Here is a 22961-nt window from a genome sequence, read left to right as displayed (position 1 = left end):
GGGGGCTTGGTGTTGCCATCCCTGGCAACACACACTTTTGGGAAGGCCATCTTCACACCCGCTTCTAACCATTTGCCATTCGCCCTTTTTTTTCGCGGCTTGAGCAGTAGGAGTCTTGAAACATGAAAATCCAGAATGCGATTGAAACCAAACTGAAAGATGCGTTTGATGCGCGTCTTCTTCAGGTGGAAAACGAGAGTCACAAGCACAGTGTGCCGCCGAATTCTGAAACCCATTTCAAGGTGACGCTGGTGTCACCGGAATTTGAGGGGCAGATGAAGGTGCGGCGGCATCAGGCTATTTATAAGGTGTTGGCTGAGGAACTGGAGGGTGAGGTGCATGCGTTGGCGCTGCATTTGTATTCTCCGGAGGAGTGGGAGGCTTCCGGGCAGGCGGCGCCGGAGTCTCCCAATTGTATGGGCGGTTCCAAGAAGGATCCGGCGATGGCGGCGCGAACCGCTCAGGGAGAGGGTTAATGAGTCAGTTTTTCCAGATCCATCCGGAGACGCCGCAGAAGCGTCTGATCAACCAGGCGGTGGATATCCTTCGTCGGGGGGGCGTGATTGTTTACCCCACGGATTCCGCCTACGCCATTGGTTGTCACCTGGGTGACAAGCAGGCGGCGGACCGGATCAAGCGGATTCGCAGGCTGGATGACAAGCACAATTTTACGCTGGTGTGCCGGGACCTTTCCGACATTGGGGTGTATGCCAAGGTAGACAACACTCAGTATCGGTTGCTGAAGAATTTCACGCCGGGGCCCTACACCTTCATTCTGGATGCCACCAGTGAGGTGCCACGCCGGTTACTGCATCCGAAGCGTCGCTCTGTGGGTGTGCGGGTGCCGGATAATGCCATTGTTCAGGAATTGCTGGGTGAGCTCGGTGAGCCGATCATGAGCAGTACCTTGATTCTGCCCGGTGAAATGGAGCCGATGACCGACCCCTACGATATCCGGGACACCCTGGAGCATGAGCTGGATCTGATTATTGATGGCGGATTCTGCGGTATGGAGGCAACTACGGTGGTGGATTTCACCGGGGAAGCGCCGGTGGTGATCCGGGTTGGCAAAGGGGATCCGGCTCCTTTCGAAGTCTGATACCCAGTATCAGGCCCGGGCGTTCAGGTTGAAAGCGTACGCCCGGGTATTGCCGCCCGCCGCTTCTATCTGTTCGGCACTCACCGAGCGCCGCATGGTGTCGTATCGGTGAACCAGGTCCTGAAGGCCGTTGAACTGCTGGTTTTCGCTGATCAGGGTGTCCAGTAACGGGTTGTTGACTCCATAGGCCTGGTTCAGCTTGAGTGCGTTGTCCATGAAATCCAGTGTTGGTTCGTTGACGCTCAGGCGATTGAACGCTTCCTTGAAGTTTTTGTTCACGTTGAGGTCTTTCTCAATCAGCGCACGGGTCTTGTCCGCTATTTTTCCTTCCACCGCGACACCGCCATTTTCATCTTTGCTCACGTTGAGCGTGGTTGCCGGGTGCAGGTTGTATTCGGCAAGTTTGTGCCGCAGCGTCTCCCGCACGAAGGCAAGATCCTGCCCCACGGTTTGTTTGTAGTCGGCCATGGCAAGGTTGCGGGATTTCAGGCGGCCAAGGTCGGTCTGGTTGCTGTCAGAGGGTGTGAAGCGGTCATCGCCGTCCGTCAGTTCGGCTTCTACTGTTTTGCCCTGGGACCTGGCAGCTGAGGCTTCCGGGCCTGTGGCAGGTGTCTGGCGCTTTTCCATGGCCTGCTGGAACTGGGTACTCGCCCGGATCAGAGAAGTCAGTAGGGACATGGATGGTTTTCCTCCTTCGACCCACCGCATTGCGGTTGCCGGCCATTTAGCGTTTGGAATTCCTGGTACTCACCACAGAACCTTTGCAGCTTTCAGGCCAACTCTTTGGCCCCGTACGTTTCTCCTTTTTCTGTGCAGGAAGTGTGATTGACCTGCCCTCGATCTGATCTAAGTCAGGAAATAATTGACGCACATCTATAAAGTTCGGCGACAGTTGGCCGTCATTATTACCAGTTAAAACAATCTTCAAGCCGCCGGCTGGGCGGCTCCTATGCCGGGTTGCCATGAAAAAACACTATTCCATTCGTTTTCTGCTTCTCGCTGCCCTGGCGGCGGCTTTCTCACTGGTGCTTGTGTTTACCGTACTCTACAACGCGGATTCACAGCGTGATCATGTCGAAGAGTTCAGCCACAAGTATGTTGATGGGCTGGCCAAGTCCTATTTCGACGGGCTTAATACCATGATGGTCACTGGCACCATCAGCAACCGGGATGTGCTTCGGCAAAAGGTAATGGCGCCGGAAGATGTGCTCGATGTGCGGGTAATTCGCAGTGACCACCTGAACCGCACCTTCGGTGCCGGCAACGCATCGGAACAGAAGCGAGAACCGCTGGATAAGAAGGCGCTGGCCGGTGAGCGGGTGGAGACCTATTCCAGCAATGAGGACGGGCGAGTCTACACCCTGATTGAGCCGGTTATTGCCATGGAGAACTACCAGGGCGTGAATTGTCTCGGCTGTCACCAGGCCAAAGAAGGGGACGTGCTTGGTGCCATCCGGGTGGATTATTCCCTGGCCGAAAGCGATGCCCGTTTGCAGCAACAGCAGCTGACCAGTGGCGGGATCCAGGTGGCCATTTTCGCGGCGGTGTTTTTCCTGACGGCGGCGGCCCTGAGCCGGCTGGTGTTTTCCCGTCTGCGCCGGCTTCATGACCGGATGGACGAAATTTCCCGCAATTCCGACTTGACCATTGAGCTGGAAGTTAGCCGTAATGATGAAATTGGCTCCGTCTCCCGCGCATTTAACCGGATGATGGCGAAGATCCGCGAAAGCATGAACACGGTGATGGATAACGCCGAGCAGGTTGAACAGGCTGCCCGCAGTATTGCCGACAAGGCAGACACAACCGAACGTGAGGTCCTGGCCCAGCGCGACAATACCGATCAGGTGGCCAGTGCAACTACGGAAATGGCCGCGTCTGCCGTCCAGGTGCGGGAGAACGCCATCCACACCACCCGCAAATCTGCCGACACGGCGGAATCCGCCAGCAAGGGCGAAAGCCTCGCCCGCAATGCCGTGGAAGGCATCGAGGCGCTCAATACTGAAGTACAGAGCGGCGCGAAACGGATTGAACAGCTTAACCAGCGCACCGGCCAGATGTCTGACATGCTGGAAGTGATTTCCAAAATTGCTGACCAGACCAACCTGCTGGCGCTGAATGCTGCTATTGAGGCCGCGCGGGCTGGTGAGCAGGGCCGTGGCTTCTCGGTGGTGGCGGATGAAGTGCGGGCGCTTGCCTCTCGCACCCAGGATTCCACTGAGGAAATCCGTAACACCATCAACGGCCTGAAGGGCGAAGTGGTGGACTGCGTGGCGACCATGCGCCACGCCTCGGAAATGGCGGAGTATCAGGTATCGGCGATTCTGAAGGTTGAATCCGAACTACAGACCATTGCAGCTGCGGTGCGCGAGATTACCGATCTCAACCAGGAAATGGAGAGCGCGGCCAACGAGCAGAGCGACGTTTCCGAATCCATCAATCACAACGTGATCGAAATCAGCCGCTCAGCGGAGCAGACCTCCGGGGATGCCAAGGAGACTGCTCGCATTGCCGGCGATCTGCTGGCCATGGCGGAAACCCTGAGAAAAACCATAGAGCAGTTCCGGCTTAGTCAGGGCGGCCACGGAGGTTGATGACTCTGTTATGGTGCTAAAGTCTGTCTGGTCACTACGAACGCACCACGCAGATCACCTTCAGAAAATCCGGTAGCCTTGTCTTCAGGGTATAGCTCGGCCAGTCTGGCCTTCACCGCCGGATCAATCGACTTGCCATGACAGCCAAGGCAAAGCTTCTGTGTCGGGATCGCGCTCATATACTGAAATGCGGGCTGGCCAGAAGCTTCGGAAACCTGCCAGACCTCCACCGGTTTGCCGTTCTTTACCGGCTGCTTGTCCATCGCCAGAAGTTGAATCTCCTGCCAGTCCGTCGGGGCGTTTTCCGGATTCCGGACTTTCAGGCTGGTCCTGCTGATGGTCCATTCTTCGTCGCTGTTGTTGGCAGCAATTTCGGGAGCCACGGTATTGCAGACGCCAATGCCGTTGGTGAGACCACCCTCTTTGATGGCGGCCTGAAGGGCCTGCTTCAGTGAGCCACCGAAGGCTTTTACCATTGAGCGTGCCTGGGCAACCAGCTCTTCTGTGGGCTGTTCCGGCGGCTGAGCCATGGCTGGCATGGAAAGAATCGAAAACAGTACCGCAGTGGTGATCATTGGCTTGGTCATTAGGCACCTCCCTGATGGTCTTGCTGGTTTGATCCAAGTATATAACACGATCGAGACAAGAGAGTTGAGCCAGGACAGGGTTTCAACGGGCTGTCAAAGGTTACCACGCTAGCCAGATGACGTGACGGGCGCCCTTGCCAGGGCGCAGAGCCCGCACCGTAACTGGCTCCACGGAAAACCCGGCGCGGCGCAGTCTCTCGGTAAAGGCGTGCTCCGGGCCGGCGGACCAGTACGCCAGGATGCCTTCAGGGCGCAGGGATTTCTGGGCGGCGGCAATGCCAGCCGGGGAATAGATCCAGTTGTTCTCCTTACGGGTCAGCCCTTCCGGGCCGTTGTCGACATCCAGCAGAATGGCATCCCATTCGCAATCGCTGCTTTTGAGCAATTCCGCAACATCGCCAATATGAACGCTGGCCCTGGGATCCGCCAACGGGTTCCCGGCCGCAGCGCCCAACGGCCCCCGGTTCCACACCTCAACCTCGGGAACCAGTTCAGCCACTGTTACCCTCGCATCTTTATCCAATGCTGTTAACGCTGCGGCAAGAGTAAACCCCATTCCCAGCCCACCAATCAGAACGCGGGGCGAGGGTTGATCTGCAATGCGCTCGCACGCCAGCGTGGCAAGCGCATCTTCCGAGCCGTGTATCCGGCTGTTCATCAACTCACCGGTCGTGCCGGCAATCTTGATGGAGAACTCATCATTACGCTGCAGCAGGCGCAGCTGAGTTCCCTTGCCGGGAATTATTGCAGTGCCAATTTCGTTGAAGCGGGCCATTGAAGGTTCCGGATAGCTGAACGGGCTCGCAGTTTAACCTGACTGGGCTGATTTGAAGAAGAAAGCCGGGAGCGATCTGTTATTGCTCCTGGCTTAGTGCGTCAGCGAACCGACTGACCAACTCACCTGGCGTAGGTTAGACCCTCATCCTGAATCGCCATGTTTCATGGCGATTCAGCACCCTTTCCAGCAATGATGCCGGGGAAGGTTAGCTTTGATGAAGCGGTTAGGACAGGACGTTTGGTCTGACTAACACACCCGATTCGAAGGAGAATCATATGAAAAAATTACATTCAATTGCCTTTTATGCATTGGTCACACCGGCTATAGCGTTAAGTTCAGGCGCTGTGCTTGCGGAACAATCTGCCGGCAAGGATGTTGATCGGGAACAGCAGAGCACTCAGGGTGGCCAGGATGCGATGAAGTCCAACACCAAGTCCGTGCAAAGTGGCCAGGAAATGGGCGATAAGTCCCGCATGCAAGGCCAAGGCTACATGGACTCTGCACCGGCTAATGGTATGCACGCGAGCAATCTGATCGGCGCTGAAATCAAAACCGCTGGTGATGAAGATGTGGGTGCGGTGGAAGATCTGATTATCGACCAGAACGGCCAGGTGGTGGCTGTTGTAGTCAGCGTTGGCGGATTCCTGGGCATGGGTGAGAAAAATGTAGCCATTGCCTGGGATGAGTTAACACAATCAGGTACTTCTGATATGCAGGACCTGCGGGTCGACGTGACCCGTGAGGAGCTGCAGTCTGCGCCGGAGTATGTAACGCAGGACTGAATTTAAGTATCCCACCTCAGGTGGAATGAACGGACGGCAGGGGCGAAAACCTCTGCCGTTTCCGTATCGAGCCGGCCCAATCGGGCGCTGCCGGCTCCATCAACAATGGTCTCACCAACGTGAGCGGTGCGTACGCTGGCGCACAGATCATTCCGCAACGCGCTGTCATTATTTAAACCAACTTTAGCAATAATGAGGGAAGAGCCATGAAACTCAGTAGATCCATTGCAGCCGCCCTATTTGTGAGCGCCCTGACGATCTCGTTGTCAGCTTGCGATCAGCAAGGTCCTGTCGAGGAGGCTGGTGAGGAAATTGACGACAAAGTCGAGGACGCGGGCGAGGCTGTCGAAGATGCCACCGACGGCGACTGATTCGGCGCCTGTTCACATCCGATGAAAGTAGTTCTGATTATGATGGGCCTGCTGGTGGTGATTGCCACGGCTCTTCCGCTACTGCGTTTCAACCAATGGTGGATTCGCATTTTTGATTTTCCAAGAGGGCAGATTACCGTTGCAGGCATTGTGCTTCTTGCCCTCTATCTCTATTTCTGGGATCCGTATCGAATTTACGAATCCGTTGTTCTGGGGTTATTAGTGCTGGCCTTGGGATATCAGCTCGTAAAAATGTTCCCGTATACGGTACTGATGCCCAAGCAGGTACTGGCGGCTGAATCGCGCTCTGACGATGCCAGGCTCAGCCTGCTTGTTGCAAATGTGCTGATGGACAACCGGGAGGCAGAGGCTTTTCTGGCTATCGTGCGCAAATATGATCCGGACATGATCCTGACCGTTGAGACAGACCAGTGGTGGGAACAAGCACTCCGGACATTGGAAGAGAAGTACCCGCACACGCTCAAAAACCCGCTCGACAACACCTATGGCATGCTCGTGTACAGTCGACTCAAGCTGATCGACCCCGAGATCCGGTTTATTCTCAAAGACAGCATCCCGTCGATGCACATGCAGGTTCAGTTGCCGTCCGGTGACCGTGTTTTCATGCATTTTGTTCACCCTGATCCACCCAACCCGAAATATGCGACAGAGACGACAGAGCGCGACGCGGAAGTGCTGATCGTGGGCCGGGAGGTGGAGAAGCGCGATAAGCCAACTATTATTGCCGGGGACTTCAACGACGTAGCATGGTCCCAGACCACGAATCTGTTTCAGAAAACCAGTGGCCTGCTCGACCCACGTGTCGGACGGGGAATGTACAATAGCTATAACGCCAAGAACCCGCTCCTGCGCTGGCCGCTTGACCACGTCTTCCACTCGGATCACTTCAAGCTCGTGCGCATGGAAAAAGGGCCCGCCTGGGGATCGGATCATTTCCCCATTTTCATCGAACTAAGCCTGGAGTCCGGAGCAGAAGCCGCGCAGGAGGAACCGGATACGACCCCGGCGGAGGGCGATCAGGTAGATGAGAAAATCGAGGATGGTAAGCAGCAAACGGATACTCACTGACACCGGCTCCAGCTTGGCACGGCACGACGTTCTTAGCCCAGGTCCACATCAACGAAGTGCTCCTGGCGGTCATCGATCAAAGGAATGCGCGTGTCGGGCTGCTCGGTACCGTCTACTGTTATGCGGGTTACCTGCCCTGATGCTTCGCCAGTGCGCCTGACACTGATGTGGTAGACGGTGTTACCAAACCGGTAGTGAATTTTGTAGCCTTCCCAGTCGGCCGGGACACAGGGCGCAATACGCAGATGGTCCACCTCCAGTCGCAGTCCCAGCAGGGTTTCCACCGTCAGCCGGTACATCCAGCCTGCAGCTCCGGTGTACCAGGTCCAGCCGCCGCGACCGATGTGCGGCGACACACCATAGATGTCCGCGCACATGACATAGGGCTCAACCTTGTAACGTTCGATGGACTCAGCCGTGCTGCCGTGGTTTACAGGGTTGAGCATGGCAAAAAATTCCCACGCCCGTTCGGTGTCGCCCAGCATGGCAAATGCCATCGTGGTCCAGATCGCGGCATGGGTGTACTGACCGCCGTTCTCGCGCACGCCTGGGATATAACCCTTGATGTAGCCGGGCTCCAGATCTGATTTGTCAAAGGGAGGGTCGAGCAGCTGAATGATCTGCTTGTCGCGCCTTACCAGGCGCTGGTCCACCGCCATCATCGCCTGGCGGGCCCGCAGTGTGTCACCGCCTTTCGAGATCACCGCCCAGCTCTGGCTGATCGAATCGATCTGGCATTCGTCGTTACTGGCCGAACCCAGCGGCGTGCCGTCGTCGAACCAGGCGCGCCGATACCAGTCGCCATCCCAGGCCTGAGCCTCAATATTGCTTCGCAGTTGTGCTGCCTGGGCACCGCATAACTCGGCAAAGGTCTGATCATCGCGGTCAAGGGCCAGACCGGCAAACAGCTCGAGATTTTCGACCAGGAACCAGGCCAGCCACACACTCTCGCCACGGCCGTCCTTGCCGACGAGATTCATGCCGTCGTTCCAGTCGCCGCAGCCCATCAGCGGCAAATGATGGTCGCCGAATCGCAGGCCATACTTGAGAGCGCGCACGCAATGCTCGTACAGGCTGGCCGCTTCGGGCGAGCGTTGCGGCTGGTCGTAGTAGGCCTCTTCCTCCGCATATAATTCCCGTCCTTCCAGGAAATGGATTGGCTCGTCAAGCACGCCGGTATCGCCGGTCGCCCGCACATAGCGGCAGGTGGCATACGGCAGCCAGAGATAGTCGTCGGCAAAATGGGTGCGCACGCCCTGTCCGTTGGGTGGGTGCCACCAGTGCTGCACGTCGCCCTTGAGGAATTGGCGACCGGCGTGCCGGATCAACTGCTCACGGGAAAGCCATGGCGTCGCGTGGATCAGCGCCATGGTGTCCTGCAGCTGGTCGCGGAAACCGTAGGCGCCGCCGGACTGGTAGTAGCCGCTGCGCCCCCATAGCCTGCACGAAAGAGTCTGGTAAACCAGCCAGCCGTTGGCCAGCACGTTCAGCGCCACATCCGGTGTGTCGACGTTGACTGCGCCCAGGGTATGGTTCCAGTGCTCCCATACCGCCTCCAGCGCGTGTCGCGCGCCCGCCTGTCCACCGAATTGCTGGATCAAATGCCTCGCCTCGTTGGCGTCGCTAGCCGCCCCGAAGGCGAACACGATCTCGCGTTCCTGGCCGGCGTCGAGTTCGATCCGGGTCTGGATCGCGGCGCACGGATCGAGGCCGGCCCCGGTCCCGCCCGACAGACGCTTCCGGCGCATCGCCGCCGGACTGGCGAGCGCGCCGTTGCGGCCGATGAACTCGGTGCGGTTTCCGCTCACCGACCGCTCGCGTTCACTGGTCTGCGCGAACACCACCCGGTTGGCACATTCGCGACCGTAGGCATTGCGGGCGAACAGCGCACCAGTGTGCAGGTCGATTTCGGTGACTATATGCATCAGGTTGGAGTGTCGCAACTCGCCGAGCACCAGCTCCCAGTAACCGGTGAGCGACAGGCTGCGCGCACGCTTCGACTGGTTGCGCAGCTTGACCACCAGGAACTTGACCGGTGCATCCATGGCGACGTAGGTATACAGCTCCGAGGCGATGTCGGCCTCAAAGTGCTCGAACACGCTGTAACCGAAGCCGTGCCTGCACACATAGCCGGAGCGACCGCGGGCAGGAAGCGGCGTCGGTGACCAGAACGCGCCGGTTTCTTCGTCGCGGATGTAGAGCGCTTCGCCGCTGGTGTCGGAGAGCGGGTCGTTGTGCCAGGGAGTGAGGCGGAATTCGTGCGCGTTTCCTACCCAGGTATAGGCGCTGCCACTTTCGCTGACGACGGTACCGATGTGCGGGCTGGCGATCACGTTGGCCCAGGGCGCCGGCGTGGTCTGTCCGGGTTCGAGGGTGACGACGTATTCGTGACCGTCGGGCGTGAAGCCGCCCAGGCCATTGCTGAAAATGCGTTCGCGCGGCGCCAGCGGATAAACCGGTTCGGCGCCCCTCTGCTGCGAAGGCTCCAGCAAGTCGGATGTCCGTTCTGGCGAAACGCGCCGATCTACCTGCTCAATCAGGGTTTCAGCGCTGTCGCTGAAAACGATGCGGGAAACTGTCTTGAGCAGCACGCGTTCGTCCTCGGAAAGCTCTTCGGCCCGCCGCACGAAGACCCCGCCCGGTTTGTCGATCACCTGGGCTTCGGGTCCCGCATTGATCAGCCCCATAATCCTGTCCTGCAGCTCCGCCCGATAGCCGGAGAAACCCTCGTTGACAATCACCAGGTCGGCGGCCAGTCCCTTCATGCGCCAATAGGCGTGCGCCTGCACCACCTGCTTCACCAGATCGATGCGGTTGAGGTCGCCGATGAGGAGCAGCACTATGGGCAGATCCCCCGAGATGGCAAAGCGCCATAATCCGGACTGCCCCAGCTGGTTACGCGAGATGACGCTGGGCGCTGCACGACGCAGGCCATTGCCGTAAATGACAGAGCTGGCCAGGCGGCCAAAAACCTGGGCATCGGCTTCGGTCGCGTTGAGGTGGCGCAAAACCTCCTGGCTCTGGAACCAGGCCATCTCGAACGCGCGCTCGACAAAGTGGCGGTCGCAGTACTTCTCGATCAGTGTCAGTGCGGCCTCGCGCGTGTCCGCCATCCCGGAAATGATCTGCACGCTCTCTGATTCATCGGGTGACAAGGTCAGAGTGTTGCGGATCGCCACGATGGGGTCGAGCACCGCCCCCTGGGTGTTCGACAAGGTCGGCGGGCGGCCTCTGCTGTCCAGCACCACCGGATTGGCCGCTGTGCGTCCGCGCCCGATGAACTGGGCTCGGTCGGTCTCATAGGATGGCTCGTCGGCCCTCGAGCCCGGGGCGGCCAGCAGGTGAAACATCCAGGGTACTTGCTCGCCCGGCGTACGGGGTCGTCGGGTGCAGAGGATTGCCCGCTGCCCGGGCAGGATTTCCGTCTGTACGAACAGATTGCTGAACGAGCGATGGGCCAGATCGGCGTTCAGCGGCGCCAGCACCACTTCCGCGTAGCTTGTCACTTCAATGTGGCGGGTGCGCGACGACTGGTTGGTGAGCGTGACGCGACGGATCTCGACGTCATCTTCCGGGGATACACTGATCTCGGTATGCGCTTCTATGGCGTGGTCGCGCCGACGGTATTCTGCGCGCGCCTGCACGAAAATCGCTTCGTAGTAGTCGGCCGGGCGCAGGGTTGGCTGGTGCGCCGTCGACCAGTACTTTCCGTTGTCGCGGTCGCGCAGGTAAATGAAGGTGCCCCAGCCATCGGAGGTGGCGTCCTCGCGCCAGCGGGTGACGGCGAGATCGCGCCACCGGCTGGTGCTGCCGCCGGCATGGGTTGCCATGACGTGATAGCGGCCGTTCGACAGCAGGTGAACTTCGGGAAGGCGCGTGCCGGGATCGGTAAACACGCGCATGATGGTGCCGACCTCTGCGGTGGGGGGGCGGGCGGCAGCGCTGACTTCGGCTGCGTGCGGGTGCAGGGTGTCACTCTTTTTCGGAACCCGTTCCTGTAGCAGCAACTCGGTCGCCCGCGCGAGCGGGTCGGCCATGAAGCGGCGCTGCATCGGCTGGTCGAACAATACATGCGCAAAGGCCAGGAGGCTCATGCCCTGGTGGTGCGCCATGAAGGTCTGGACGATGGCGTGCAATTTGCCCCGAGGCACACGCGTGGGCGTGTAGTCGATGGCCTCGTAAAAACCGTAAGCGCTGAGAAATCCCTCATCGGCCAATGCCTGCAGATTGCGGCAGGCTTCCTGCGGCAGCACCGTCAGTGCCAGCGCGCTGGCGTAGGGCGCGATCACCAGGTCGTCGCCCAGCCCGCGCTTGAAGCCGAGGCCAGGCACGCCGAATGCCCGATACTGGTAGACCTGGTCGAAGTCAGTGACGTTGTAGCAGGATTCGGAAATGCCCCAGGGCACGGCACGTTGCCGGCCGTACTCGATCTGGCGTGACACGGCGGCCTTACACGTCTGATCCAGCAGGGTATTCGCGTAGCTGGGCATAATCAGCTGCGGCATAAGATATTCGAACATTGAGCCGCTCCAGGAAATCAGGCTGACGTCGCCGCCATGACTGGTCAGCAGGCGGCCGAGCGCAAACCAGTGCTTCTGGGGCACCTGCCCCTGCGCGATAAGCAGGAAACTGGCCAGCCGGGCTTCCGATGCCAGCAGGTCGTAGCAGGCAGGATCGCGGCGCCGTTCACTGACGTCGTAGCCGATGGTCAGCAGGCTACACCCGGCATCGTAGAGGAACTCGAAATCCATCTCCGCCAGAACGCGGCAACGCTCCATCAGATCGTCGATGAGGTCGAGCTGTGTCTGCGCGCCTATTTCATTAGAGCTGGCGTGTGTGCCGGCCAACTCGATCCGGGTCGGGAGCTCACTGCCTTGCCAACTCGCGGGGACCAGAACTTCAAGTTCCTCGTGAATCGCACGCAACTGCTGCTCGAATGCCCGCACCCAATAAACCAGTTCGCCTCCGGTGTCGACATCCGCCGGCAGCCAGGCAAACAGCGGTTCGCCGATGTGGCGGATCTGTTCCAACGCGCTGACGGCGTCTGCCAGCGTCTTCGGTGGACCTTCCAGAGTGAGGGCCCGCAGGGTGTCCTGCAGCACGCGGATATTGTCCGTCAGTTCGGGGGCCGGTGAGGCGGGTAACTGTTCGGCCAATACCTGCGCGGTGTCCTGCAGGCCTTGCAGTGCGCTGGACGACAGCACCGGCTGGCTTTTCAGCTCGGCCAGCCCCGCCTGCAGGGTGAGCAGGCTGCCGACCAGGTTGCCGCTGTCTACCGAAGAGACGTATTGAGGGTGGAGCGGTTGCAGCGTCCGGGTGTCGTACCAGTTGAAAAAATGGCCGCGGTAGCGTTCCAGCTGTTCCATCGCGGCAAGGGTGTTGCCGACGCGTTGCAGGCACTCTCCAACCGTGAGATAACCGAAATCAACCGCGGCCAGGTCGGCCAGCAGCGACATGCCAATGTTGGTGGGCGAGGTGCGCGAGGCAATGGTCGGCGCCGGATAGGCCTGGAAGTTATCGGGCGGCAACCAGTTGTCATCCGGGCCGACGAAGTCCGCGAAGTAGCGCCAGGTGCGGCGGGCCGCTGTCCGCAGGAAAGCGTGTTGCTCAATGCTCAGGCCAGGAGTGGGGGCGACGAGCGGCCGGCTGATCCACCAGCCGACGACGGGCGACACCAGCCACAACAACAGGATAGGGGCAGCGACGAACCACGCATCCGGTCGGTTTCCCGCCATGACCAGGGCCACGCCAAGCCCCACCGCCAGAACCGGTGCAATCCACATCTCCCTTAAAAAATCCGCCAGTGACCGGCATGCGTTGCGGCGTGCGTAGCCGGGTAATTGCCATAGCAACAAGCCGCGCCGCGTAAACAGCATGCGCGCGCCGGAGCGCAAGATCGCCCCCAGGACAATTTGAGTGTCATAGGGCAAAAAGATCAGATTCAGGAGGGCGAGGGCAAGCGGGCGGCCTGCGGAGTTTCCGGTCAGGCTCAAGTGCACCAGCCAGTTGCATTCTTCAGGCTTGCGAATCAGCTCGATCAGGACGGCCAGCAGTGTGGGTAGCAACAATACCGCCACGACCAGCAGGGACCACAGCCACACTGGGCCCGGACCAACAAACCATCCCCCTACCAACAGTGCAAGCAGTGCCGGCGCTACCAGGCTGCGTCGCAGGTTGTCGAAGATTTTCCACAGCGACAAGGCCGACAACGGATTCGCCTGCCGCTTCGACTTTCCGCCACTCTCGTCGGGTGGCCCCGGCACGCGCGGCAGCAGCCAGCCGGCAAGCTGCCAATCTCCGCGTATCCAGCGGTGGCGACGACTGGACTCGATGGCGACACTGGCCGGTTGCTCCTCAATGAGATCGACGTCGGTCACCAGGGCCGAACGCGCGTAGCCGCTTTCCAGCAGGTCGTGGCTGAGGATGAGATTCTCAGGAAAGCGTCCGTCAACGGCCTGGCGAAAGGCATCGACGTCGTAGATGCCCTTGCCGATGAACGAGCCTTCCCCGAACACATCCTGGTAGACATCGGACACCTCGCGCGTGTAGGGGTCGAGGCCCGAGTCACCCGCGAACAGTTTGGCAAAGCGTGACTGGCTGGCGCTGGTCAGGCTGATCGAGGCGCGCGGCTGCAGGATCGCATAGCCTTCGACGATACGCCCCCTGGCGGGGTCGTAGACCGGCCGGTTGAGCGGATGCGCCAGGTTGCCGACCAGGGAGCGCGCTGCGTCACGCGGCAGTTGCGTATCGGTATCCAGGGTGATGACGAACTGGATCGAACCCAGGATGGACTGATCGCCTACGATGTCCGAGAAGGCCGTGCGCGCCTCACCCCGGAGCCTGGCGTTGAACTGCTCGAGCTTGCCGCGCTTGCGCTCGTAGCCCATCCACACCCGCTCGATCGGGTTCCATAACCGCGGCCGGTGAAACAGATAGAAGACACAGGGGTGATCGTCCCGATAGGTTTCGTTGAGTGTCTCGATTCCCGCGCGAGCATAGGATAGCAATGCCGAGTCTTCCGGCAGCGTTTGCTCGGGCGCGTCGGGAAAATCCGTCAGCAGGGCAAAGTAGAGATTGCGATCACGATTGCCGAGATAACGTATCTCCAGGGCCTCCAGAATATTATCGATCTCCTGCTGACTGCCCAGTAAGGTAGGTATGACCACCATGCTGCGGTGATCGGCTGGAATACCCTCTGAAAAATCCAGTCGTGGTAACGCACGCGGCGGCACGAACAGCGTGACCGCCAGGTTTACCAGCGCGATCGCCAGCGCCGAGGCGCCAATCATGCCGGTGATCGCAAAAAACCAGTAGCGCCAGTCCTGGGGTGCGAATCCGTCAAACGTGGTCAGTACCGCTGCCGTTGTGACCAGGGTCAGTAACAGGATAGGGCCGAGGTACAGGGGTAGGTGGATGTGCCGGCCGGCCCGTTTGACGCGGGTTTTAAACGATGGACGGCAGCCGACCGATCGCTCCAGATGCGGTCTTCCCTGATCGATCAGGTAGTAGCCGACATGTGCGCTGCGGTCGTGCCGGCCCTGATGCGCGGCAGCCGCCTGGGCGAGAACAATGGCTTCGCGGGCAACCGCTATTTCGCCACACGAGCTGCCGCCCGCGACATCCTCGATGACATGTCGGTAGCGGTCGCGAGTTGCAAAATCCTGACGGGCGTGGGTGCCGGACGGGTCTTCGCGCAAGATATTTTCGACCACACTGAGCGACTCGACGTAATGCTTCCAGTCCATGGCGCCGATGAAGCGCAGACTGCCGATGCTGTTGGCGATGGATATCTGGTTGGCTGCGGCCGTCTGCCCGGCCGCCTCCGACAACTTCGTTGCGGTCGTACCCTGTTCGAGCAGTTTCTGTTCGACCCAGGTTTGCACGAAGGCCATGACCGACCCCTGCGCCTGGAGCCGGTCGTAAAACTCCTCCACAAACGGCGCAGTCAGAGGTACATCGGCGTGGGCAAACTCCGCCAGCAACTGGATCAACTGCTTCGGATCGCTTTCGGCCGCGGCAAGCATTCGGTCTGCCCATCTGATGGCCGCATCGCGTTCCTCGCGTCGTTGGGCAATGCGCACGCTGACTCGACGCAGATTTTCCAGCAGCGCCAGCTGGAGCATGATGGGGAAGGCCCACAATTCACCCAGTTTCAAGGGTTCCACGGTCTGGTAGGCGGCGATGAACTGGGTAACGTTGTCGCAGTCGACGCGGCCGTCCATGTGGGAGATTAATTCCAGGGCAAGGTCGTAGATGCGGGGGAAACCCGGCGACTGGCCATCGGCCAGACGCGGCAGTTGCCGGCTGTATCCGCGTGGTAGGTGGCGACGTGCCAAGCCGATCTGTTGCTCAATCAGATAGAAGTTGTCGAGCAGCCACGCTTCAGTGGCCAGGATCCGTTGTCCCGCTGTCGCGGCAGCCGTAACGACGTCATAGGCGGCCAGCAGAACGCGGGCATTATCTGCCAGCCGTGGTAGAAGCCTGTCGGCTCCCGGGTGAGGGTCGATTTCATGCTGGCCTGCCAGAATGGCGCCATGACGCTTGAGTTGCTCAATACTGAACAACTCGGCGCGCAACAACTCGGTATCCTGATCATAGCCCAGCCCATTCCCTGCGTGGGCGGAAAATCTGAATGCTTTAATGGTTATTGCTCCTTGCTAACCTCTGGTCGTTACCAGATGCCACTCAGGGGCATCTGTCAGTGCTTGGATTTCATTCCGTTGTCACGCTGGTGCTCCGCCCGCGCTGCGCCGATGAGCTGCATTTCGAACAGTAGCCAGTGAGGCGCTTCCCGGTCGGTGCAGTAACCCACATAAGAGTGTAGCGCGTTCTGCGAGAGTCGCCCGGCCATCGACCACTTTCCCGGATTCCAGGGTGCGGTAGCGCACGGTGACCGCGGAATGGCAAGTGTACGCTTCATCAACTGGCGCCTTTCGCGTCGAGACTATCTGGAGAAAGGAATTATGGGCATCATTATATGGCTCGTCATGGGCGGCGTGGTCGGCTGGATCGCAAGCATGATCATGGGTACCAATGGCAGCCAGGGCATCATCCTCAACGTCGTTGTCGGCATTGTCGGCGCATTGATCGGCGGATGGCTGATCGGGCCGCTGCTTGGCGCGGGATCCATCAACGAGGGCATTTCCATCATGAGCTTCGTCGTGTCGCTGATCGGCGCAGTTATACTGCTCGCCATCCTGAGGCTGATCCAGCGCAGCTCAGCAGGCTGAGGTACGGCGCCCAATGCTTGGTAGCACCCAGGCGGCAGGCGTCTCTCTTGTTCCTTTCCGCTTTTTATTGGGAGCCAGAGAAATGCATGAAAATAGGCGATTGGCGGATTTTATCCGGGCCAATATAGAGCCGATTCTTGAGAATTGGGAAGAGTTTGCCAAAACCATCCTTCATGCCAGTCATATGAACAAGACTGGTCTGAGGGACCACGCCAGGAACATGCTTCTGGCCATTGCCGACGATCTCGATGCACAGCAGAGTGACTCCGAGCAGGCCGCCAAATCGAAAGGGCGTGGGCAGGAGAAGGAGGGAGAGTCCTGGGCAGAAATACACGGTGGCGACCGACACATCAGTGGCTTTAGTGTCATGGAGACCGTTTCCGAGTTTCGGGCCCTGCGTGCGAGCGTGGTGTCACTCTGGACTAAAGCTTCCCCCAAGGTGACCGCGCAGCAGCTTGACGACCTTACCCGGTTCCACGAGGCCATAGACCAGGCCGTCGCCGAATCGCTGGAGCACTACGCGACTGTAAAGGAAATGGAAACCCGACTGTTCGGCGCCATTCTGGTCGCTTCGCCTGATCCGATTTATGTGCTGGATCCGGAGGGCCGATTTATATATGCCAACAAGGCCACTGCGGATCTTTTCACTCTGAAGCCAGAGGCGATCATAGGAAAGACCAATTTTGACCTAGGGTTTTCGTACGCCCTGGACTTCCAACGCAACCTGGAAACGGTGATCGCGGATCAGTCCAGTTACCGGGGCAAGCTGATCCACACATTTGCTTCTGGCCAGGGAGAAAGGTTCGAGTATTTACTTGCGCCCGTGCTCGACGAGCAACGAAACACCGAAGCAGCGGTCTGTATTTTCCGGGATGTTACCGAACAGGCGCTCGCCGAAGAAAAAATATGGCACAGCGCCCACCATGATCCTCTGACCGGGCTGCCGAATCGACGTCTGTTTCTGGATCGGCTGGAACAAGAAGTCAAACATGCAAAACGCAGTAGCCTTCCTCTTGCGCTGCTTTTCCTGGATCTTGATGGCTTCAAGGAAGTTAACGATTCGCTCGGCCATGAAGCGGGGGACAGTGTACTGTGTGACGTCGCAGAGCGCCTTACCGATTGTGTCCGCGAGGACGATACGGTTGCCCGTCTGGGCGGCGATGAATTTACCGTGATTCTTACTGGTTCCAGGCAGAGCAAGGATGCAGAGCTTGTGGCACAGACGATTATTGATGCACTCGCGAGGCCCTTCCAGACCACACAGCAGCCTGTCCAGATTTCCGTAAGCATCGGAATCTCATTCTATCCCCAGGATGCATCCGCTCCTGTTGATCTGCTGCAAGCCGCAGATCATGCCATGTACAAAGCAAAAGAAGCCGGTACAAACCGGATGTGTTTTTACGACACATTAGAATCCGGCAGCTCTGCGCACAGCATCGATATCCTCAGGGAGTGACATTGCGCGCTCTGATCGTGCCAGTGCCATTCGCGAATGTTTTCTGGCGGCGGCGACCATTGCACTGTCGTCTGTTTCGGCCAACGCAGAAAGTGCTTTTTGCAGTCGGATGGAAACCTCAACCATACCAGCGCCGTCACGGGCGATTGCCGTAAAGGCATCGTCGAACAAGTCGTCGATCACTAGCTCCGGAACCGATACACGGTCATAGGAGATTGCCCGTAATCTGTCCTTTTCTAGCGGGGATTGCCAAAGCGTAAACAGTCGTACCATTGTGCCGATGACATGGATCGCGGTTCCCGGGTCATTGATGCCAGGCGACAGGGACTTGTCGGCGATCTCGGACAACGCAAGAAGCCCGAAGCGGGGATCATCTTCGAAGGTACGGTTTGAGCCAATCGTGAAGGCGCTGGTAAACGCGTCTGGTTTGAACTCATTGCACACTTCAGGGGCCCCCTCAACATAAAGCAGCGGGCGGCGGGTGGTCACAAAGGTACCAGGCAGTACTGTCACCATCACACGGCAATTGAGCGCTTCTGCGCGGGATTGTAAGGTCTCCAGATCAATATGCTGGACATAACCCACCGTCGAAGAACACACGGGCACGCCCTTATCCCTGGCCTGATGCGGCGAGACTCTCAATGCGCCTAGCGTGGGCGCGTGGCGGCGACGATCAAGTGCATCGCCGGCTGCCTTTTCCGCTTTCTCCATGGTGTTCACCACCCGGCCCAGCCGGGCAATTCTGTCGACCCAGCGAACAAAGGTGATGATGACAATGGCAAACACCAGAAGTGTAAGCACGAAGATTGCAAACTGGCCTGCAGAGTCAAACATGTCATTCTGGATGGCTATCAGGGAAACAATACTAAAGATGAAGGCGCCGATAAACGCAGACAGTGCGTTCTGGGTAACATCATCAGCAATAACCAGTGGCAGGGAACGAGGTGTCGCACCAGCACTGGCGGATGCATAAGCAGCAACCATGGAGCCTACCGCAAAGGTCGCAATAACCAGCATGCTGGACGCCATGATGGACAGTAAGGACTCGACGGATTCCAGGGTAACTTCCGGCAAAACGCTGGCAAGACCCAAATCGTCAGCCAGCTTGGCAATGAATGCGCCACCAATAGAAAGCACGCAAAGTACCAGTGGCTTGACCCACAAACGCTCTTTAATCTGACTGAACACAAAACGCAGTCTGTCGGAGCTCAATAGCGGTGATTGGGCCATGATTGCCTCCTATGTGGTTATTTACAGATTTGCTTAAGGGCTTCGCAAGAAGAGTATAGCCACGCCCCATCGCTCTGGGGACGGCAGGCTCAGGGCCCGAAGCAGGCTGTCCCATCCGCGAAGAAGTTATCAGGATTGCGGTTCAGAACCATACGCCCGACGGGCGTGACCGGCACGAGTTCCTCCGGCACAATCTTGGTCGAGTCCAGCAGATAGAAGCTGAAGCTCTCGGCTTGCTCCTCCGTGAATATCTGCAGCCTCAGCTCCCATTCAGGGAATTCGCCGGATTCAATGGCTTCCCACAAATCCCGTCGATGAAAATCGGGGTCCGCGCCAGAAATTTTCACCGCTTCGTCCCAGACCAGAGAGTGGGTTCCCGGGAGTGGCGTCCAGTGGAACTTGCAGAACACGGATTCACCCTGATCGTTGACCAGGCGAAAGGTGTGAACGCCAAAGCCTTGCATCATTCGATAGCTGCGCGGTATCCCGCGATCCGACATCACCCACATCAGCATGTGAGTGGATTCCGGCATCAGTGAGACAAAGTCCCAGAAAGTGTCATGGGCCGACGCTGCCTGAGGCATGCCGTGATGCGGCTCTGGCTTGACGGCATGAACCAGATCCGGAAACTTCATCGCATCCTGAATAAAGAAGACGGGAATGTTGTTTCCGACAAGATCCCAGTTGCCTTCGTCAGTATAGAACTTCACCGCGAAACCACGGGCGTCTCGTGCGGTATCTTTCGATCCGCGTTCACCGGCGACGGTGGAAAAGCGCACGAACACCGGTGTGGTTTTGCCTTTCTCGGCGAACGGGGCCGCCGGTTTTTTCGGTTCCGGTTTCCTCAGTGGTTGTGCTTGCGGTCAGCTTGCTGGAGCCCGGTTTTACCGTCTCCCCGGTCGGCGGCGCTATGGCATTTTGGTGACCGTGCTCGAGTTCCTTGATGTTGTTATGGGGCATTGCAGCGACGAAATCATCGCTTACGACGGCTTGCTTCGCGACTATGTCGTTGGTTCTGAGCACGCCCGGAACTCCCTGGGCAGATTTCTTTTTCGTAGCCATGGGTCTTCTCCGAGAAAGGTGGAGGCTGAAGCTCGTATCGTCTTGACGACCTCTGACTATCGAGTATCACGCGGTTGGCGGGAGCTCTCTGTGCGCAAGCAAACGGAGCGGCGAGAAACGTTGCGATTCGTCGATGGGCGGTTCGTTGATGGGTTGATGAAAAGTACCGCACGCCACTCGGCCACAGCCAGGAGCACTGGCAGCATGACGCAGACTAGCCGTGGCGGGCCACGAGCGCGCTTAACTACTCTCCGAATGGGCGAGATTACGATGGCGATGGGCGTAGCCATGGCTGCCGGCCTGGGCGTGGGCCTGGCGGCATTGGCGGTGGACACCGCGTGGTTTTGGCCCCCGCCAGTCGAGCTTGGCACCATCGCTGGCGCGCGGGTTCTGCTGGGTTCGGTAACCAGTGGCCTGATCACGGTCGCGGTTTTTGGCCTGTGGATGCGCACCGTTGTGGTTGGCCTCATGGCCGCGCACTTCTCGCCCCGGACGCTGCTGATCTTCCTGGACGACCGTTTCCAGCGTAATTTGCTGGCGTTCATGTCGGCGGGCGTCGTGGCGGTGCTGGTCATCCTGTTGAGGATGCCTACCGACGAACAGGCGGCCAAGCGCTATGACGAGGCCTCAGCGCTGCTGGCCTATCAATCCAGTTTGCGCGCGATCAGTGAGATCGGGGAACTGGCCCAGGAGGTCGGAGATGTCGATTTCGCTACCTGCGACAGCCTTTACTACGCCAGTAATTGCACTGACCTTTCAAGCCTGGCTGACGAATTCGCCTGGCGGAAACAACACAGCTTTCCGGTTCGCTGGCTGAGCCGCGCCGCACTCAAGGACGAATATGAATTGAAGGCACCAGCCGCCATATGCTTGGCGCAGGTCGGCTGCGCGCACAGATCGAACGGCGCCCGCATCCATTGACCGAGTTGTTTGCTTTTGCCCGCCTGGGATAACCGTTATCGGATAAACATTCTTTTACCAAACTACAACCGACATCTCCCAAGGCTGTCAGTACTCTTTCGTAATGATTCGAGTCTTGATGCCGCGGGAACGCCCCTTTCAGTTCGGGCACATCATAAAAACGCTGATAGTGGCAACCTTCCTGTCGCTGTCGCTTCCATTGATTGCCGGAGACAGGGATGGCGGATACCGGCTGCTTAAACTGGACGGTTACACAGTCAAGTGGGGCGAGCAGAGGTTAGGGATGGGGGCGAGCATCAGCTACGCCTTTGCCGACGGAACACTGCGGTTCGATGATGCCCGCAACTGTCGTGACCTTGTGCCAATGCAGGAACTTTCCGGGCCGGATCTCCCCTTCGAGAAGCTGGTGCAGGAGACGGAAGCGGCGTTTCGGGTTTGGGAACGCGCTGCTGATCTGTCATTCCACCGGGTCGCCGATGTCAGGGATGCGGATATCATTCTGGGTGCGCAGGGCCAGCCGCGCATGCGGGCCTTCGCGAATGTATCCTATGGCCCCGAAGAGAAAGAGGGCGTGCGCGCCATCGCACAGTCGCTTGTGTGCCTGAACCCCGAGCAGAAGTGGAAGACCGGGTTTGACGGCGACAAGGACGTCTACGACATCCGCTACACACTGATTCACGAAATCGGGCATGCCATTGGCCTGGACCACCCGGGGCCATCCGGGCAGGTGATGGGATTTCGCTACACCGAAGCGTTCGCCGAGCTACAGCCCGGCGATCTGCGCGGCATCCAGCGGCTCTATGGGCGTGGCGCCAAAGGCGAACGGCTGGCCAATGGCCCCGACTCCGATATCTTCAAGCCAGCACTTTGAAATGGTTCAGAAGTTGTAACCCAGACCTACCGTATAGGCCCAGATACCGTCGTCCTGGAACGCATCGGTAGCATCATCTGTGTCGCTGAACAGGAACTGATACTCGGCGCGAGCGAGGAAATAGGTCTTGGTCTGCACGTAGTACTTTATACCCGCTTCCAAGCCAGCGAAGGCGCTGTCCTTGACTCCGTCGCCATAAATGCCGCCGAGGCTACCGCCAACGAAGGGTCGCGCGCGATCGTTAAGAAACTGATAGTCGAGGTAGCCACGGGTTGAGCCGTTCCAGAAATCATCAGTAACGCCTTCGCCCTCAATATCGGCGAAATTGACGCTTTGCCGGACACCGCCTACCACGTTATCCCGAAGATACCAGCCCAGATCACCGGTCACGCCGAAGCTACCGCTATTGAAATCCCGGTCGTTACTGCCGGTCCCGGAGAGGGAGAATTCCCGATCGCCCTGATCAGGGCCGAACTGTGAGGATTGTGCGGATACTGCCAGGGGTAGTGCACCGAGAAGGCAGACAGTGATTGCCGCAGTCTTGAATCTGATCATAAGAGGCTCCTTGCTTGCATTGTTCAGATTGCATTTCCTTAATGCGCCATTGCATACCTGACGCGGAACGTGACGCGACGGCTACTACGGCAGTCAACCGGCGCGAAGGCACACGTTGAGCATCGCTGCCTGGCCGCTCGGCCGTCTGTGCGTCAGCGCACACAGAATGCCAATAGCTGATAGGCGCTTCCGGGTGTTTCTGTGTGTTAATCCTCATGACTCAAGCTGATGCAGCACACGGCTGACTCGAATCTATATGCCTGTGTCTGATAACGCACAGACATGAACCCGGTTAGAAGGGAATCTGACAGGGCGATGGAGTGACATTTGCGTTATGCG

18 protein-coding genes and 1 pseudogene are annotated in these 22961 nt (G+C 58.7%); 10 read left to right on the top strand and 9 right to left on the bottom strand.

Annotated elements, in window-relative coordinates; genetic code table 11:
• Positions 1 to 122: 122 nt before the first annotated feature.
• Entirely contained in the window at positions 123 to 476 is a 354-nt protein-coding gene (locus tag CLH62_RS14745) for a BolA family protein (protein ID WP_099618964.1), read from the top strand.
• Positions 476 to 1099, top strand: coding sequence for an L-threonylcarbamoyladenylate synthase (locus CLH62_RS14740; RefSeq protein WP_099618963.1), 624 nt, complete (start codon positions 476 to 478; stop codon positions 1097 to 1099). Before CLH62_RS14745 ends, CLH62_RS14740 begins: the two co-directional genes overlap by 1 nt.
• A gap of 9 nt (positions 1100 to 1108) precedes the next feature.
• On the opposite strand, the gene CLH62_RS14735 is transcribed toward CLH62_RS14740, so the two are convergent.
• Entirely contained in the window at positions 1109 to 1777 is a 669-nt protein-coding gene (locus CLH62_RS14735) for a hypothetical protein (RefSeq protein WP_099618962.1), read from the bottom strand.
• A gap of 284 nt (positions 1778 to 2061) precedes the next feature.
• Here CLH62_RS14735 and CLH62_RS14730 point away from each other — a divergent pair, with 284 nt between their 5' ends.
• A complete protein-coding gene (locus CLH62_RS14730) occupies positions 2062 to 3690 on the top strand; it encodes a methyl-accepting chemotaxis protein (RefSeq protein WP_099618961.1) in 1629 nt (542 codons plus the stop codon).
• 8 nt (positions 3691 to 3698) lie between these two features.
• On the opposite strand, the gene CLH62_RS14725 is transcribed toward CLH62_RS14730, so the two are convergent.
• Together CLH62_RS14725 and CLH62_RS14720 are read right to left on the bottom strand one after the other, a co-directional pair.
• The gene (locus CLH62_RS14725; RefSeq protein ID WP_099618960.1) at positions 3699 to 4277 is read right to left on the bottom strand and encodes a Tll0287-like domain-containing protein; all 579 of its coding nucleotides are present in this window, start codon (positions 4275 to 4277) and stop codon (positions 3699 to 3701) included.
• A 100-nt stretch (positions 4278 to 4377) separates the two neighbouring features.
• The gene (locus CLH62_RS14720) at positions 4378 to 5052 is read right to left on the bottom strand and encodes a spermidine synthase (protein ID WP_099618959.1); all 675 of its coding nucleotides are present in this window, start codon (positions 5050 to 5052) and stop codon (positions 4378 to 4380) included.
• A gap of 278 nt (positions 5053 to 5330) precedes the next feature.
• Between CLH62_RS14720 and CLH62_RS14715 the strand changes: the two genes are divergently transcribed.
• The 3 genes from CLH62_RS14715 to CLH62_RS14710 all read left to right on the top strand — a co-directional run bounded on the left by CLH62_RS14715 (position 5331) and on the right by CLH62_RS14710 (position 7297).
• Complete coding sequence (locus CLH62_RS14715) at positions 5331 to 5837, top strand: PRC-barrel domain-containing protein (protein WP_099618958.1); 507 nt, start codon at positions 5331 to 5333, stop codon at positions 5835 to 5837.
• 206 nt (positions 5838 to 6043) lie between these two features.
• Entirely contained in the window at positions 6044 to 6208 is a 165-nt protein-coding gene (locus CLH62_RS21145) for a hypothetical protein (protein ID WP_170005815.1), read from the top strand.
• Between the two features lie 39 nt (positions 6209 to 6247).
• Positions 6248 to 7297 (top strand): endonuclease/exonuclease/phosphatase family protein, encoded by a 1050-nt coding sequence (locus tag CLH62_RS14710; protein WP_211285788.1) that lies wholly within the window; start codon positions 6248 to 6250, stop codon positions 7295 to 7297.
• Between the two features lie 32 nt (positions 7298 to 7329).
• Here the strand turns inward: CLH62_RS14710 and CLH62_RS14705 are convergent, their stop codons facing one another.
• Positions 7330 to 15876 (bottom strand): glycoside hydrolase family 94 protein, encoded by an 8547-nt coding sequence (locus CLH62_RS14705; protein WP_099618956.1) that lies wholly within the window; start codon positions 15874 to 15876, stop codon positions 7330 to 7332.
• A 119-nt stretch (positions 15877 to 15995) separates the two neighbouring features.
• Positions 15996 to 16217, bottom strand: a complete 222-nt coding sequence (locus tag CLH62_RS20980; protein WP_143752375.1) for a hypothetical protein — start codon at positions 16215 to 16217, stop codon at positions 15996 to 15998.
• A 43-nt stretch (positions 16218 to 16260) separates the two neighbouring features.
• Here CLH62_RS20980 and CLH62_RS14700 point away from each other — a divergent pair, with 43 nt between their 5' ends.
• The gene (locus CLH62_RS14700) at positions 16261 to 16527 is read left to right on the top strand and encodes a GlsB/YeaQ/YmgE family stress response membrane protein (RefSeq protein ID WP_099619479.1); all 267 of its coding nucleotides are present in this window, start codon (positions 16261 to 16263) and stop codon (positions 16525 to 16527) included.
• Between the two features lie 82 nt (positions 16528 to 16609).
• Positions 16610 to 17983 (top strand): diguanylate cyclase domain-containing protein, encoded by a 1374-nt coding sequence (locus CLH62_RS14695; protein ID WP_099618955.1) that lies wholly within the window; start codon positions 16610 to 16612, stop codon positions 17981 to 17983.
• Here CLH62_RS14695 and CLH62_RS14690 read toward each other — a convergent pair.
• The 3 genes and pseudogenes from CLH62_RS14690 to CLH62_RS21430 all read right to left on the bottom strand — a co-directional run bounded on the left by CLH62_RS14690 (position 17936) and on the right by CLH62_RS21430 (position 20275).
• Positions 17936 to 19213 (bottom strand): DUF2254 domain-containing protein, encoded by a 1278-nt coding sequence (locus CLH62_RS14690; protein WP_099618954.1) that lies wholly within the window; start codon positions 19211 to 19213, stop codon positions 17936 to 17938. The two genes, CLH62_RS14695 and CLH62_RS14690, sit on opposite strands and share 48 nt — an antisense overlap.
• Before the next feature lie 113 nt (positions 19214 to 19326).
• A pseudogene (locus tag CLH62_RS14685) lies at positions 19327 to 20022 on the bottom strand (catalase); the annotation flags it as partial.
• Positions 19967 to 20275, bottom strand: coding sequence for a hypothetical protein (locus CLH62_RS21430; protein ID WP_099618953.1), 309 nt, complete (start codon positions 20273 to 20275; stop codon positions 19967 to 19969). The gene CLH62_RS21430 and the pseudogene CLH62_RS14685, both read right to left, overlap by 56 nt.
• A gap of 270 nt (positions 20276 to 20545) precedes the next feature.
• Between CLH62_RS21430 and CLH62_RS14675 the strand changes: the two genes are divergently transcribed.
• Together CLH62_RS14675 and CLH62_RS14670 are read left to right on the top strand one after the other, a co-directional pair.
• A complete protein-coding gene (locus CLH62_RS14675; RefSeq protein WP_211285786.1) occupies positions 20546 to 21196 on the top strand; it encodes a DUF2254 family protein in 651 nt (216 codons plus the stop codon).
• A 118-nt stretch (positions 21197 to 21314) separates the two neighbouring features.
• A complete protein-coding gene (locus CLH62_RS14670) occupies positions 21315 to 22067 on the top strand; it encodes a matrixin family metalloprotease (protein WP_211285784.1) in 753 nt (250 codons plus the stop codon).
• A 6-nt stretch (positions 22068 to 22073) separates the two neighbouring features.
• Here CLH62_RS14670 and CLH62_RS14665 read toward each other — a convergent pair whose 3' ends face one another.
• Entirely contained in the window at positions 22074 to 22622 is a 549-nt protein-coding gene (locus CLH62_RS14665; protein ID WP_099618951.1) for an outer membrane beta-barrel protein, read from the bottom strand.
• Between the last annotated feature and the right edge of the window lie 339 nt (positions 22623 to 22961).

It is taken from the genome of Marinobacter guineae (genome assembly GCF_002744735.1).
GTDB classification, from domain to species: Bacteria; Pseudomonadota; Gammaproteobacteria; order Pseudomonadales; family Oleiphilaceae; genus Marinobacter; species Marinobacter guineae.
Note: the sequence above shows the minus strand (reverse complement) of the source record. Positions and strands in the feature narration are given on the sequence as shown.